This is a genomic window from Bacillus sp. MSP13, from assembly GCF_000815295.1.
In the GTDB taxonomy this organism is placed as follows: Bacteria; Bacillota; Bacilli; order Bacillales; family Bacillaceae; genus Bacillus; species Bacillus vallismortis.
Map to the genome: position 1 here is coordinate 1 of NZ_JXAQ01000009.1, position 13,753 is coordinate 13,753.

Sequence of the window (13,753 nt, forward strand, 5' to 3'; positions counted from 1 at the left end):
GCGTGCTTCTCTCGAAGCGACTACTTAATAGTAACATTTTTAGTTAACTAGGTCAATACTTTTTTGAAAAAGTTTTTGCTAGTCATGTTTGCGTCTCTTAAAAGACAACAGAAATGATTATACCATATTTATTATGGCTGTAAAGGGTTATGCCAAAAAAAAGCGCAGCTGGTTCGCTGCGCTTTTTCTCACACTTCTTCTTGTGATTCTTCTAGATCGTCTTCTTCATTTTTCTCTACTAATGCTACTGTAGCAACATGCTCTTCATCTGTCATTCGGATGAGGCGCACACCTTGAGTGACACGTCCAGTGATAGAGATGTCATTGATGTCCATTCTAATGAGTACGCCGCTGGCTGTAATAATCATTAGATCCTCTTCACCTTTAGTGGCTTTAACTGTTACTAAGTGGCCGTTGTTCTCAGTGATTTTCGCTGTTTTGAGTCCTTTTCCGCCACGGCTTTGGGTTCTGTACTCTTCAGCCGGAGTTCGTTTTCCGTAACCTTTTTCAGTTACGATGAGGATATGTGATTCTTCCTCTAATATCTCCATGCCCACAACAACGTCGTCATCGGTCAAGGTGATGCCTTTTACACCTGCTGCAGTTCTTCCCATTTCCCGGACATCTGTTTCAGGGAAACGGATCAGTAATCCGTTTTTCGTACCGATGATCATTTGTTTTGTGCCGTCAGTCAGACGTACACCCATCAATTCATCATCCTCACGAAGACTCAGAGCAATCAAACCATTGTTACGGATATTAGCGAACTGAGAAAGCGAAGTCCGTTTTGAAACCCCGTGCTTTGTGGTGAAGAAAAGGTAAAGATCCGCATTGAATTCAGTGACTGGAATAATCGCGTTGATCCATTCACCCTTTTCTACTTCCAATAGGTTGATAATCGGGATTCCTTTTGCTGTCCTGCCGTATTCAGGGATTTCATATCCTTTTGCACGGTACACTTTCCCCTTATTCGAGAAGAAGAGAATCGTGTCATGTGTTGAGGTGGAGATCAAATGCTCAACGAAATCATCTTCGTTTGTTCCCATTCCCTGCACGCCTTTTCCGCCTCGTTTTTGACTGCGGTAAGTTGATGCAGGAAGACGTTTGATGTATCCGTTGTGCGTCAGTGTGACAACAATGTTTTCTCTCTCGATGAGATCTTCATCTTCAATTGCCTCTAGTCCGGAAGTGACGATCTCTGTACGTCTTTCATCGTTAAAGCGCTCTTTGATTTCTGTGAGTTCTTCGCGGATGATCTCAAGCACTTTATATTCATTTGCCAAGATGTCTTTTAGCTCTGCAATTAATTTAACAAGAGATAGGTATTCTTCTTCGATCTTCTCGCGTTCCAGTCCTGTCAAACGCTGCAGCCTCATATCGAGGATCGCTTGTGCTTGCTTTTCTGTCAGTGAGAATTGTTCAATTAAACCTGTTCTCGCAATTTCAGCCGTTTGAGAATTACGGATAAGGGAAATAACTGCATCGAGATGATCCAAAGCCACTCTCAAACCTTCTAAGATGTGAGCTCTCGCTTCCGCTTTACGCAATTCATAGGCAGTACGGCGTCTGATTACGACTTTTTGATGGTCAAGGTAATGCTCTAAGCATTGCTTTAGATTTAAAACCTTCGGCTGACCGTCAACAAGTGCAAGCAGGTTGATACCAAAAGATGTTTGCAAAGCAGTTTGTTTGTATAGATTGTTTAAAATAACATTTGCATTGGCATCGCGTCTGATTTCAATGACAACTCTCATTCCTGTACGGTCTGATTCATCACGCAGATCTGTAATGCCCTCTATCTTCTTGTCCCTTACAAGATCAGCAATCTTCTCGATTAGTTTCGCCTTATTTACTTGGTAAGGTAACTCTGTAACGATAATTCTTTCTTTACCTGAAGACGTTTGTTCGATCTCAGCTTTTGCCCGGATTGTGATAGAGCCTCGGCCAGATTCGTATGCTTTTCGGATGCCACTGCGTCCTAAGATTTGACCCGCAGTCGGGAAGTCAGGACCTGGAATAACCTCCATAAGCTCCTGTATTGTGATTTCAGGATTTTCACTGACTGCAAGTACACCGTCAATAACTTCTCCCAGCTGGTGTGGAGGAATGTTTGTTGCCATACCTACCGCAATTCCAGCAGCACCGTTTACGAGCAGATTCGGAAACCTTGAAGGCATAACGACAGGTTCTCTTTCTGATCCGTCATAGTTATCCTGATAATCGATTGTGTCTTTTGTGATGTCTCGAAGGATCTCCATTGAGATTTTAGACATTCTTGCTTCTGTATAACGCATGGCAGCCGCTGAGTCCCCGTCAACAGAACCGAAGTTTCCGTGACCGTCAACGAGCATATAACGATAGTTGAAATCCTGCGCCATTCTGACCATGGATTCATATACCGCTGAATCACCATGCGGGTGGTATTTCCCGATCACTTCTCCGACGATACGTGCGGATTTTTTATAAGGCTTGTCACTTGTCATGCCCAAATCGTTCATTGCATACAAAATCCGTCTGTGAACCGGTTTTAAACCGTCACGAACATCCGGAAGAGCCCGGGACACAATAACGCTCATTGCATAATCCAAGAAGGACGTACGCATTTCCTGACTGATATTTATTTCACGAACTTGTGGTGTGTTTTGTTCACTCATTAAAAAACCTCCCTGAAGTATCACATGAAATATGTGGGAGTAGATTGTCCATTATGATCTTCAATACGATTTCACTATTCTCCATTATATCAATAAACTTATGATTATACACATTAAATTGCTAGAATATATAGGTGTTGCAAGCATGACTGTATCTGATCTTGTTCAGAAAAAAGCCTTATTTCTTATTGGAAATAAGGCTTTTTATGATTAGATGTCAAGATTTTTAACGTATCTCGCATTCGCTTCTATGAAGTTTCGGCGCGGTTCTACTTTATCGCCCATCAGCATTTCAAATGTCTCATCCGCATCCATAGCATCTTCAAGAGTTACCTGAAGAAGTGTTCTAGAGCTCGGATCCATGGTTGTCTCCCATAGCTGAGTGGCATTCATTTCTCCAAGACCTTTATAACGCTGCAATCCAGGCTTAGGCGTTTGAGGAAGAGTTTGTAACAGGTCATCAAGCTCTTTGTCATTGTATGCATATTCAACGCGTTTCCCCTGTTGAATCTTATAGAGCGGCGGCTGTGCAATGTACACATAGCCATTTTCAATGATTTGGCGCATATATCTGTAAAAGAACGTTAATAGCAGTGTTCTGATGTGCGCGCCGTCAACGTCCGCATCTGTCATAATGACAACTTTGTGATAACGGGCTTTCTCCAGATTGAAATCTTCCCCGATACCTGTGCCGAGTGCCGTGATCATAGAACGAACTTCGTTGTTAGAAAGAATTTTGTCCAATCTTGCTTTTTCAACGTTCAGGATTTTACCTCTAAGCGGCAAAATGGCTTGGAAATGTCTATCGCGGCCTTGTTTAGCTGATCCACCTGCAGAGTCACCCTCTACGATATATAACTCGGAGATGCTCGGGTCTTTTGATGAGCAGTCCGCTAGCTTGCCGGGAAGGTTTGAAATTTCCAAAGCACTCTTGCGGCGTGTTAATTCACGCGCTTTTTTCGCAGCCATTCTAGCTCTGGCCGCCATTAAACCTTTGTCGACGATTTTTTTAGCCGCATCCGGATTTTCTAGCATAAATGTTTCCATTGCCGTAGAAAATAACGTATCGGTGATCGTCCGTGCTTCTGAGTTGCCTAGTTTTGTTTTCGTTTGGCCTTCAAACTGCGGATCAGGGTGTTTGATGGAAATAATCGCGGTCAACCCTTCTCTTACATCGTCTCCGCTTAGGTTCGGATCATTTTCTTTAATAAGCCCTTTTTTTCTGGCGTAATCGTTGATCACACGAGTTAGACCTGTTTTGAAGCCCGCTTCGTGAGTCCCGCCTTCATACGTGTTAATGTTGTTTGTAAACGAGTAAATGTTACTCGTATAGCTGTCATTATACTGCAACGCCACTTCAACCGTAATGCCGTCTTTTTCGCCTTCGATGTAAATCGGCTCTTCATGGACAACCTCTTTAGAACGGTTTAAATACTCTACATAACTTTTAATTCCGCCTTCGTAATGATACTCATTTTTGCGCTCTTGTCCTTCACGTTTATCTTCAATCGTGATGTTTACGCCTTTTGTCAAAAAGGCTAATTCGCGCACACGGTTAGCAAGCAGATCATAATCATACTCAGTTGTTTCTGTGAAAATCTCAGGATCCGGGAAAAAACGTGTTGTCGTTCCTGAATGATCTGTTTCACCAATGATTTCAAGGTCTGAAACCGGGACTCCGCGTTTATAGGTTTGACGGTGAATTTTACCGTCACGATGTACCGTCACAACAAGCTCGGTTGAAAGCGCGTTTACGACTGACGCACCTACACCGTGCAATCCTCCGGATACTTTATAACCGCTTCCGTCAAATTTTCCTCCGGCATGAAGCACCGTCATAATGACTTCTACCGCAGGCCGGCCCATTTTTTCATGAATACCGACTGGAATACCGCGGCCATTATCTATCACTGTGATGCTATTGTCTTTTTCGATTTGGATATTGATATCCGTACAATAACCGGCGAGGGCTTCGTCAATACTATTGTCGACAATTTCCCATACCAGATGGTGAAGGCCTTTGCTGTTTGTTGAACCGATATACATCCCCGGTCTTTTACGAACAGCTTCCAATCCCTCTAGAACCTGTATCTGATTTTCATCATAACTGTTTTGCTGCTGTTCCATAGCCACGTCATTCACCTACACTTTTCTAAACGATATATTCGTGATAAAAAACTTCTAAGAATCTATTTCAAACATAAATTGCGCACGTTTTTTTAATGTACTGGAAGATAAGGGAGAGTAATATATATTCTGAACCGTGACTACGATAGATTTGGGCGTGCCGTTTACGGAAGGCACCACCTTGCGTTTCTGTTTTTTTAGAAATTCTTCAACAATAGGCGACATGTTGGCTTTAAAATCAAAAATGCCGACAATATCCCGTGTTGAAACCACAAAGTCATCTCCTAAATGAATATACAATTGCTCACCTCATTTCTTCACTTCACTAACGCACCGTTCTGCACACGGAACATTCCTGCTTGACGTAAGGTTTCGTGATCAATGCCATCAACGCTTGTCGTTGTGACAAACGTTTGTACACGGCCTTGGATCGTATGAAGCAAGTGCGACTGGCGATAATCATCCAGCTCACTTAATACATCATCCAATAGTAAAATGGGATATTCTCCGATTTCCTCATGGATCAGGTCAATCTCCGCCAGTTTAAGGGACAATGCCGTTGTTCGCTGCTGTCCTTGAGAACCATACGTCTGCACATCGCGTCCGTTCACATAGAAAAGGACATCGTCACGATGAGGCCCCGAAAGCGTAACACCGCGCTCAATTTCTTTTTCTCTTAATTTAGAAAACGCTTCTTGATAGCTATCTCCTATTTTCGACAAGTCTTCAGGATCTGATACCTCAAGAGCCGTATGGTACTTCAGGGTCAGCTCTTCAAGCCCTCTTGAGATCCCCGTATGAATAGGCTGTGCCCATTTTTCGAGCTGCGCTGTAAACTGCAGGCGTTTTACGACGACTTTTGACGCAACTTCTACAAGCTGATCGGTCAAGACATCGAGCATTGTTCTGTCAGTTTGTTTTCTTGTTTGCAGCTGCTTCAAAAAATGATTTCGCTGGGAAAGGATTTTCTGGTAAAGAGAAAGATCATGCAGATAGACAGGGGAAACCTGTCCGATTTCCATGTCGAGAAACCGCCTTCTCACTTGAGGGCTTCCCTTTACCAGATTTAAATCTTCCGGTGCGAACATGATGGTATTGAGGGCCCCGACATAATGGCTGAGCTTTTGCTGTTCAATATGATTGACCTTGCCCTTTTTACCCTTTTTGGAGATGACGAGCTGCATCGGGATCGCCCCATTTTGCTTCATCACTCTTCCCTCTATTTTAGCATAGTCTTTGTCCCACCGTATAAGTTCTTTGTCATTTGATGTCCGATGCGACTTCGCCATGGACAAGACATAGATCGCCTCCATGAGATTTGTTTTCCCCTGGGCGTTTTCTCCGATGATGACATTTACTTTGTTTTCAAATTGGAGTTCAGTATGGTCGTAGTTGCGGTAAGATGTCAGTTCTAAGTTCTGGATATACAATCAGTATCACCCGCTTTAATTGACAACTTGAAATGAACCAAATCCTTCAATCTCTACCACATCTCCAACATACAGCTTTCTGCCTCGGCGGTTATCCGGCTCGTTGTTCACCAGCACTTCATGCTCGCTTAAAAACCACTTCGCCATACCGCCTGACTGAATGACATCGGCTAATTTCAAAAATTGTCCAAGTGTAATCATCTCTGTATCAATTGAAATCGGATTTGCCATTTTATCGACCTCTTTCAAATATCACTAATATCTAATTGTACTAAAAAAAACGGATTAGGGAAAGGGAAAACTTGTCGGAGCTGATACCGAATAGAAAAGCTGCCGAGCGGGTCGGCAGCGGTGTATCGGATTAATAGGTTCTGACAGGAAGGATAAGCTGTACAATCGTTTCATCATTCGGCGTGCGAATTAAGAAAGGCCTCATTGCACCTGTAAAGCTTACGCGTATCTCCGCTCCTTCAAGCACCTTTAGTGCATCCAGCATATATTTTGGACTAAATGAGATATTTAATTCCTCACCATCAATTTGATCTGCAAGAATGGCTTCCACTACTTTTCCGATTTCAGGTGAGTTAGACGAAATCTCAATGGATTCAGCAGGTTTTGCAGAAAGTTTCACTACGTTGTTGCGTCCCTCTCTGGCTAGAAGGGATGCACGATCAATCGCCTGAAGGAATTCTTTTGTGTTCACAATGATTTCTGTTTTGCTTTCCTGCGGAATCAGGCTGGTCGTGTCCGGGTAATTACCGTCCAGAAGCCGTGAGAAAAACAAGACGTTTTTGGCTTTAAACAGAACTTGAGTTTCTGTAATCACGATATCTACAAGTTCCTGATTGTCATCCAAAATCTTACTGAGTTCAGTTAAGCTTTTTCCCGGAATCACGACGTTATAAGATCTGTCTTCTGGAATATCAAGTTTCGCTTTTCTTAATGCTAGACGGTGGCTATCCGTCGCAGTGCATAATAATTCACTTTGCTCTACCTTCCAGTTTACACCTGTCAAGATAGGTCGTGTTTCTGAGGTGGACACCGCAAACACTGTTTGTCTGATTAGATTTTTTAGCAAATCAGTTGGAATCTGTATCGCATGATGCTCTTCGATCTGCGGCAAATGCGGATACTCATCGGCATCAAGCCCATTTAGGTTAAATTCAGCTTTGCCGGAACGGATAATTGTCAAATACTGATTTTGTACTTCGATTTCGACAGTTGCCATCGGAAGTTTTTTTACAATTTCACTAAAGAAGCGGGCTTGTAAGACGATGCTTCCAGGCTGTTCTATCGTGACGATTTCCTTATCGCCTTCTTCTTTAGGAATAAAGGATTCAATAGAAATGTCTGAATCGCTTCCTGTAAAGGATACTCCATCATCTGAAGCAACGATTTTAATACCAGTCAAGATGGGAATTGTAGTTCTGGATGAAACGGCTTTTAATACATCTTGGACACTTTCAACAAGACGATCTTTTTGAATCGTGAATTTCATTTTTATCCTCCTAACGGATAATGTATTAATATATATATTTTAAAAAAATAGTAGAAGTAATAGTAGGGCTTGTGGATTTGTGGATAAGTTGTGAAAAAGACAGGAAACACAGCCTATCCACATGTGGACAGACTGTGCATGACTACCGGAAAGTTATTCACACTTTCCCCGATTAATCCCCGCCTGCTATTTAAGTTGTTCTTTAATTTCTTTTACATGCTGCTGAAGTTGTTCATCGTCTGTCAGCAGTTTTGAAATTTTTTCATGCGCATGAATAACGGTCGTATGGTCACGGCCTCCAAACTCTTCCCCGATTTTAGGAAGAGAGGAATCCGTCATCTCCCTTGATAGATACATGGCAATTTGACGCGGAAAAGCAACTGATTTTGTCCGTTTTTTTGCTTTGAAGTCCTCAAGCTTAATATTAAATTGCTGGCCTACTACCCTTTGAATTTCTTTTATCGTAATCACTTTCGGTTTTGAAGAAGGAATAATATCTTTCAGCGCCTCAGCGGCCAGATCAGCATTAATATCTTTATTAATTAAAGATGAGTACGCAACAACCCTGATCAATGCTCCTTCAAGTTCCCGAATATTGCTGTCGATTTGATTTGCGATATAGAGCATAACCTCGTTCGGAATATCGAGGCCCTCTGCTTTGGCTTTTTTTCTTAAAATCGCAATTCTCGTTTCCAAATCAGGCGGTGTGATATCCGTAATTAAGCCCCATTCAAAACGTGAGCGCAATCTGTCTTCAAGTGTCGGAATTTCTTTTGGCGGTCTGTCACTTGAAATGACGATTTGTTTGCTTTCTTCGTGCAATGTGTTAAATGTATGGAAAAATTCTTCCTGGGTCTGTTCTTTTCCCGCTAAAAATTGAATATCATCTATCAAAAGCACATCAACATTTCGATAGCGATTGCGGAAGTCGACGGCTTTATTATCCCGGATAGAGTTGATGAATTCGTTAGTAAATTTCTCAGAAGACAGATAAACCACTTTGGCAGAAGGATTATGATCTATTACATAATGGCCGATCGCATGCATTAAGTGTGTTTTCCCTAGGCCGACGCCCCCATAGATAAATAAAGGGTTGTATGCTTTCGCGGGTGCTTCCGCTACTGCGAGAGAAGCAGCGTGTGCAAATCGGTTTCCAGATCCGATGACAAAAGTATCAAAAGTGTATTTTGGATTGAGCATATTTTGAGGAAAATCAGATGTCTCTTCTTTGACCGCTTTTTTGACTTGCGGTTTCGGCATAAAGTCTTCAACATCTTGATTTTGAGGAATGACAAACTTAATGCTCAATTCTTCCCCGGTTAATTCATATATTGTATCTGCAATAAGATGCAAGTATCTGGACTCCAGCCAGTCTCTGGCAAATTCATTAGGAGCGGTGATTGTCAATGTATCTCCCTGCAGTGAGTGAGCTTTGGTTGATTTCATCCAAGTTTCAAAACTCGGTTTGCTCAATTTTTTTTCGATTTGAGCTAGAGCTTGATTCCACAGATCTAATATATTTTCCATCTTCCGGCACGTCCCTCCTTTTCGTAGAAAATGGCATCCTTCTCTGTTATAGAACACAAAAAAAGAGCAAATGGCGCTTGCCATTCGTACACATTAAATGTTGAAAACATATAATATAGTAGATAAATAGCTTTTCGACAAATTTCACAACTTGTGGACAACGTTCTACACAAGTTGTGTGAAATCAATCCACAACTTATCCACAATTTGTGGATAAAGAGGGAAGGTGAGATTCGTAATCAAGAGTTAAAACACAAATATAATACCAAAATAAACGAGAGCTTGCAATGGTTGTCACAATCTTATCCACAAAGCGGACAACCTGTTGAAAATTTTTTGTCCACAGGGGTTGGTAATGTGAAAATGTTGTCGATAACCTCTGTGGATACTAAAAAAAGGCGAAAAAGATATCCACACTCGCAATTTAGGGAGAATGATGAGGTTATCTTGTTTCGTTAATTTAAGGAATCTTAAAAATAAGGTTTCGAAAGTTGAAAAGGTATGGTATCCTATTATGGTTGCAAGAAATAAAAGCACTAGTGAAGTTGACAATGAACAGGTAACGCAAATATAATAAGTAAGACTGTCTTTAACAGCTATTCCTCGAGGGAGGTGTCATAAATGAAAAGAACATTCCAACCGAATAACCGTAAACGCAGTAAAGTTCATGGCTTCAGAAGCCGTATGAGTTCAAAAAACGGTCGTCTAGTTTTAGCACGCCGTCGCCGCAAAGGCAGAAAAGTATTATCAGCTTAGGCCACTGAATAATGTCAGTGGTCTTTTTTCACTTTATGGGAAAAGATAAATGTGATGCGTAATGAACCAGGGCGTGCTTCCTGGTTCTGATGCATCTCATTTTTCATCATAAATTTTAAAAGTTTCTGCCAGCCAGTATCGGAGTGAGTCATTTGAAGAAGCGAAATCGTTTAAAGAAAAATGAAGATTTTCAAAAAGTGTTTAAGCATGGGACATCAGTAGCGAACCGCCAGTTTGTCTTATATACGCTTGATCAGCCTGAAAACGATGAGCTGCGTGTCGGGCTTTCCGTCAGCAAAAAAATTGGCAACGCTGTGATGCGAAATCGAATCAAACGTTTAATTCGGCAGGCCTTTCTTGAAGAGAAAGAGAGACTGAAGGAAAAGGATTACATCATTATTGCCAGAAAACCGGCGAGCCAGCTGACATATGAGGAAACGAAAAAAAGCCTGCAGCATCTATTCAGGAAGTCTTCTTTATATAAGAAATCTTCGTCAAAGTAAGCAAGGGCATTGCTTTCTGATCACTTTTAAAAGCGCTTCCTTTCTGGTTGAACAGAAAAAGGCACCATTTAAATCTGAAAGATGCTAAAATACATACAAGTATGCTTTGCAATAAAAGAGTGTAAAGATTAATTATAGGAGGAAATGTTGTTGAAAAGGAGAATAGGGTTGCTATTAAGTATGGTTGGCGTATTCATGCTTTTGGCTGGATGCTCGAGTGTGCAAAAGCCGATCACTGCAGATAGTCCGCATTTTTGGGACAAGTACGTAGTATATCCATTGTCTGAGCTCATTACGTATGTAGCGAAAGTCACGGGAGATAACTATGGACTATCAATTATTCTTGTTACCATTTTAATTCGTTTATTAATTTTGCCGCTGATGATTAAGCAGCTGAGAAGTTCAAAAGCGATGCAGGCTTTACAGCCGGAAATGCAAAAGCTTAAAGAAAAATACAGCTCAAAGGATCAAAAAACGCAGCAAAAGCTTCAGCAGGAAACAATGGCTTTATTCCAAAAGCACGGTGTCAATCCGTTGGCGGGATGTTTCCCGATTTTAATCCAGATGCCGATTTTAATTGGATTCTATCATGCGATCATGAGAACACAGGCGATATCAGAGCATAGTTTCTTATGGTTTGACTTAGGAGAAAAAGACCCTTACTATATTCTTCCTATCGTTGCCGGGGTCGCTACATTTGTTCAGCAAAAGCTGATGATGGCGGGCAATGCGCAGCAAAATCCGCAAATGGCGATGATGCTTTGGATTATGCCGATCATGATTATCGTATTTGCGATCAATTTCCCGGCGGCTCTTTCTCTTTATTGGGTAGTCGGTAACTTGTTTATGATTGCGCAAACTTTCCTTATCAAAGGACCTGATATTAAAAAAGATCCTGAACCGCAAAAAGCCGGAGGAAAGAAAAAGTGAGAAATGTAACTGCTGCAGGGCGAAATGTCGATGAAGCAGTACAGTCCGGATTACAAGAGCTGGAATTAACAATGGATAAGGTGGATATTACCGTTATTGAAGAGGGAAACAAAGGGTTTCTCGGTATTTTCGGTAAAAAGCCGGCGGTCGTAAAGCTTGTTGAAAAGGTTGATCCAATTCAGCAAGCGAAGTCTTATCTTCATACGATTGCCGAAGCCATTGCTGGGAAGTCTGAAGTGACTGTAAAAGAAAACAAAAAGACGGTGAGTTTCCATATAACAGGCGAAAAAGCGGCATTGTTGATTGGAAAAAGAGGACAAACCTTAAATGCTCTGGAAACTTTGACACAGCTTGTCATTAATCGTTATTCAGGGCAATTCAAAAATGTCACGGTAGATGCAGAAAACTATCGTTTAAAAAGAAAAGAAACACTGAGTCAGTTGGCCATCAGGCTTGCGGATCAGGTTTTGAAAACGAAAAAAGAAGTTCATCTTGAACCTATGCCGTCCAGTGAAAGAAAAGTCATTCATGATACTCTTTCTGAGTATGCAAATCACCAGATCAAAACGTATTCAATGGGTGAAGGCGAAAATCGCCATCTCGTTATTTCCCATAAAAAATAGCATAAAACCGAAGTCCGGTAAAAAGCGGATTTCGGTTTTTTTGTTTGAGAAAAATCTATTTTTCCTAGTCATATCAAGCTTTTGCCGTTTAAGTTTTTGCTTTTTAGGTGTATCCTGTTGATAAAAAGGAAGTTCAGGAAATAAAATTAATTGTTATTCACATGTGGATAAGTTAAAGTAATAGAGGGTGAATCCCTTATTCTGTGGATAACACATCTTCCACTTCGAACCAAACTATGTTATCTTTTAGTTTTGGCATAATAAAAATTTTTTTATATAGATGTAAGGTTAAGTAAAGAGAGGTGAACAGCATGGATACAATTGCGGCAATTTCCACACCGATGGGAGAAGGCGCGATTGCGATTGTACGGTTGAGCGGACCAGAAGCAATTCAAATCGCAGATAAAATGTATAAAGGGCCGAAGGGGAAAACACTCAGCTCGGTTGAATCACATACGATTCATTATGGTCACATCGTAGACAGACCTTCGGATCGTGTCGTTGAGGAAGTAATGGTATCAGTGTTAAAAGCGCCGAGAACTTTTACACGTGAAGATGTCATCGAAATTAACTGTCACGGGGGAATTGTGACTGTGAACCAAGTGCTTCAGCTCGCATTAAGAGAGGGAGCGAGATTAGCAGAGCCTGGTGAATTTACAAAACGCGCGTTTTTAAACGGCCGAATCGATCTTTCACAGGCGGAAGCGGTTATGGACTTAATCAGAGCAAAAACGGACCGGGCAATGAACGTCGCCATGAATCAAATGGAAGGGCGTCTTTCTGCTTTGGTGCGCCGTTTACGCAGTGAGATTTTAGAAACGCTGGCTCATGTTGAGGTAAATATAGATTATCCGGAGTACGATGATGTAGAGGAAATGACGCATCAGCTTTTGGTTGAAAAGGCAACCGCCGTGAAAAAAGAAATTGAGGCACTGCTAAGGACTTCTGAGCAAGGGAAAATCTTGCGTGAAGGTCTATCTACTGTTATTATCGGCCGGCCAAATGTAGGGAAATCATCTCTTCTGAACAGCCTTGTTCATGAGGCGAAAGCCATTGTGACTGATATACCTGGAACGACTCGGGATGTGATTGAGGAATACGTTAATGTAAGAGGCGTTCCGCTTCGTCTAATTGATACAGCGGGTATTCGTGAAACAGAGGATATTGTTGAACGAATCGGTGTTGAACGTTCTCGCCAGGTTCTTAAGGAAGCGGACCTGATTTTACTTGTGCTTAATTATAGTGAAGAGCTTTCTGAAGAAGACGTAAAGCTTTTTGAAGCCGTTGAGGGCATGGATGTGATCGTGATTATGAATAAGACTGACCTTGAGGCGAAGATTGACAGTGAGCGTGTCCGTGAGCTTGCCAATGGACGTCCTGTTGTTACGACATCTCTTTTAAAAGAGGAAGGCATCAATGATTTGGAAGAAGCGATTCAATCGCTGTTCTATACTGGTGCTATTGAAAGCGGAGATCTGACTTATGTCAGCAATACACGTCATATCTCTATCTTACAGCAAGCAAACCGTGCCATTGAAGATGCGCTTAGCGGCATCGAACAGGATGTCCCGATCGACATGGTGCAAATCGACCTGACAAGATGCTGGGAGCTTTTGGGCGAAATCATCGGAGATGCTGTCCATGAAAGCTTAATTGATCAGCTCTTTTCACAATTCTGTTTAGGAAAATAATAAAAGGAGGAACG

12 protein-coding genes are annotated in these 13,753 nt (G+C 41.6%); 5 read left to right on the top strand and 7 right to left on the bottom strand.

Annotation, left to right across the window (positions count from 1 at the left end; genetic code table 11):
• Positions 1-188: 188 nt before the first annotated feature.
• The 7 genes from gyrA to dnaA all read right to left on the bottom strand — a co-directional run bounded on the left by gyrA (position 189) and on the right by dnaA (position 9,236).
• Positions 189-2,654, bottom strand: a complete 2,466-nt coding sequence (gyrA, locus tag SC79_RS09745) for a DNA topoisomerase (ATP-hydrolyzing) subunit A (RefSeq protein WP_039074859.1) — start codon at positions 2,652-2,654, stop codon at positions 189-191.
• A gap of 210 nt (positions 2,655-2,864) precedes the next feature.
• Positions 2,865-4,781 (bottom strand): DNA topoisomerase (ATP-hydrolyzing) subunit B, encoded by a 1,917-nt coding sequence (gene gyrB, locus SC79_RS09750; RefSeq protein WP_039074860.1) that lies wholly within the window; start codon positions 4,779-4,781, stop codon positions 2,865-2,867.
• A gap of 54 nt (positions 4,782-4,835) precedes the next feature.
• Positions 4,836-5,081: an extracellular matrix regulator RemB gene (remB, locus tag SC79_RS09755; protein ID WP_039074861.1), complete on the bottom strand. Its 246-nt coding sequence runs from the start codon at positions 5,079-5,081 to the stop codon at positions 4,836-4,838.
• Positions 5,082-5,098: 17 nt separating this feature from the next.
• Positions 5,099-6,211, bottom strand: a complete 1,113-nt coding sequence (gene recF, locus SC79_RS09760) for a DNA replication/repair protein RecF (RefSeq protein ID WP_039074862.1) — start codon at positions 6,209-6,211, stop codon at positions 5,099-5,101.
• 15 nt (positions 6,212-6,226) lie between these two features.
• The gene (rlbA, locus tag SC79_RS09765; RefSeq protein WP_003219264.1) at positions 6,227-6,442 is read right to left on the bottom strand and encodes a ribosome maturation protein RlbA; all 216 of its coding nucleotides are present in this window, start codon (positions 6,440-6,442) and stop codon (positions 6,227-6,229) included.
• 130 nt (positions 6,443-6,572) lie between these two features.
• Complete coding sequence (gene dnaN / locus SC79_RS09770; protein ID WP_039074863.1) at positions 6,573-7,709, bottom strand: DNA polymerase III subunit beta; 1,137 nt, start codon at positions 7,707-7,709, stop codon at positions 6,573-6,575.
• A gap of 186 nt (positions 7,710-7,895) precedes the next feature.
• A complete protein-coding gene (gene dnaA / locus SC79_RS09775; RefSeq protein ID WP_039074864.1) occupies positions 7,896-9,236 on the bottom strand; it encodes a chromosomal replication initiator protein DnaA in 1,341 nt (446 codons plus the stop codon).
• A gap of 621 nt (positions 9,237-9,857) precedes the next feature.
• On the opposite strand from dnaA, the gene rpmH reads away from it, so the two are divergent.
• The 5 genes from rpmH to mnmE all read left to right on the top strand — a co-directional run bounded on the left by rpmH (position 9,858) and on the right by mnmE (position 13,739).
• Positions 9,858-9,992 carry a 50S ribosomal protein L34 gene (rpmH, locus tag SC79_RS09780; RefSeq protein ID WP_003178075.1) on the top strand — a complete coding sequence of 45 codons (135 nt, stop codon included), beginning with the start codon at positions 9,858-9,860 and terminating at the stop codon, positions 9,990-9,992.
• A gap of 152 nt (positions 9,993-10,144) precedes the next feature.
• Positions 10,145-10,495 (top strand): ribonuclease P protein component, encoded by a 351-nt coding sequence (gene rnpA, locus SC79_RS09785; protein ID WP_003242628.1) that lies wholly within the window; start codon positions 10,145-10,147, stop codon positions 10,493-10,495.
• Between the two features lie 144 nt (positions 10,496-10,639).
• Complete coding sequence (gene spoIIIJ / locus SC79_RS09790; protein WP_082022642.1) at positions 10,640-11,425, top strand: YidC family membrane integrase SpoIIIJ; 786 nt, start codon at positions 10,640-10,642, stop codon at positions 11,423-11,425.
• Complete coding sequence (jag, locus tag SC79_RS09795) at positions 11,422-12,048, top strand: RNA-binding cell elongation regulator Jag/EloR (RefSeq protein WP_039074866.1); 627 nt, start codon at positions 11,422-11,424, stop codon at positions 12,046-12,048. The genes spoIIIJ and jag overlap by 4 nt, the downstream gene beginning before the upstream one ends.
• Before the next feature lie 311 nt (positions 12,049-12,359).
• The gene (gene mnmE, locus SC79_RS09800; RefSeq protein WP_039074867.1) at positions 12,360-13,739 is read left to right on the top strand and encodes a tRNA uridine-5-carboxymethylaminomethyl(34) synthesis GTPase MnmE; all 1,380 of its coding nucleotides are present in this window, start codon (positions 12,360-12,362) and stop codon (positions 13,737-13,739) included.
• The last annotated feature ends 14 nt before the right edge of the window (positions 13,740-13,753 follow it).

Bases quoted from the DNA above. Each gene is read 5' to 3' on its own strand.
- gyrA (WP_039074859.1), bottom strand. From the start codon at position 2,654: ATGAGTGAACAAAACACACCACAAGTTCGTGAAATAAATATCAGTCAG.
- gyrB (WP_039074860.1), bottom strand. From the start codon at position 4,781: ATGGAACAGCAGCAAAACAGTTATGATGAAAATCAGATACAGGTTCTA.
- rlbA (WP_003219264.1), bottom strand. From the start codon at position 6,442: ATGGCAAATCCGATTTCAATTGATACAGAGATGATTACACTTGGACAA.
- dnaN (WP_039074863.1), bottom strand. From the start codon at position 7,709: ATGAAATTCACGATTCAAAAAGATCGTCTTGTTGAAAGTGTCCAAGAT.
- dnaA (WP_039074864.1), bottom strand. From the start codon at position 9,236: ATGGAAAATATATTAGATCTGTGGAATCAAGCTCTAGCTCAAATCGAA.
- rpmH (WP_003178075.1), top strand. From the start codon at position 9,858: ATGAAAAGAACATTCCAACCGAATAACCGTAAACGCAGTAAAGTTCAT.
- spoIIIJ (WP_082022642.1), top strand. From the start codon at position 10,640: ATGTTGTTGAAAAGGAGAATAGGGTTGCTATTAAGTATGGTTGGCGTA.
- mnmE (WP_039074867.1), top strand. From the start codon at position 12,360: ATGGATACAATTGCGGCAATTTCCACACCGATGGGAGAAGGCGCGATT.